Origin of the sequence: Pseudomonas sp. HMSC057H01, from assembly GCF_001836405.1 — a bacterium.
In the GTDB taxonomy this organism is placed as follows: Bacteria; Pseudomonadota; Gammaproteobacteria; order Pseudomonadales; family Pseudomonadaceae; genus Pseudomonas; species Pseudomonas aeruginosa.
Genome location: NZ_KV828404.1, coordinates 1 through 557 on the forward strand (window position 1 = coordinate 1; position 557 = coordinate 557).

Sequence of the window (557 nt, forward strand, 5' to 3'; positions counted from 1 at the left end):
ATTTGGGGTTGGCGTATACTCACTGTGCTGCTAGCCAGGGCTATGCGCCGGCTAGTTATGAGTTGGGGGCGTATTACAAGATAGTAGAGCATAATTTTCCAAAAGCATTGGGTTATTATCAGGCGTCAGTCTCTCAGGGCGGAAAGAGTGCGGCTTTATTTATCTCCGGTGTTTTTGATAAAGCCAGTCCTGATGTCGATAGAATGTGGTACGCACCCGATGAGAAATTGCGCAAATTATATGATGGTATTTACGATAAACTTGCCGCTGATCCTGATTTTCGTTTTCCCAACTTGATAAAGGACCATCCTCTACCTTCTCACCCGACCCAGGGCTACGATGCAGATCGGCCCGACTGGAAACCGGGGCAGTGATGCGGCTGATGGCTATTGGACTTTGGGCCGTGCTCTGTCTTGCAGGCGTCCCCGTGATGGCCAACAGCAAACCATTTGTCTGCGCTAATGAAAAAGACCATCTGCCGCCGTTGGATCCGCAAGCCGATGCTTGGTACCGCGAAGCAGCAGCCTTGGCCAAGCCCGATACTCTGCGGCCCTGGG

At 51.7% G+C, this 557-nt stretch carries 2 pseudogenes; both read left to right on the plus strand.

From position 1 onward, the window contains the following. A pseudogene (locus HMPREF2581_RS31690) lies at positions 1-374 on the plus strand (sel1 repeat family protein); the annotation flags it as partial. An 8-nt stretch (positions 375-382) separates the two neighbouring features. Beyond that, positions 383-557, plus strand: a pseudogene (locus HMPREF2581_RS31695) (sel1 repeat family protein); the annotation flags it as partial.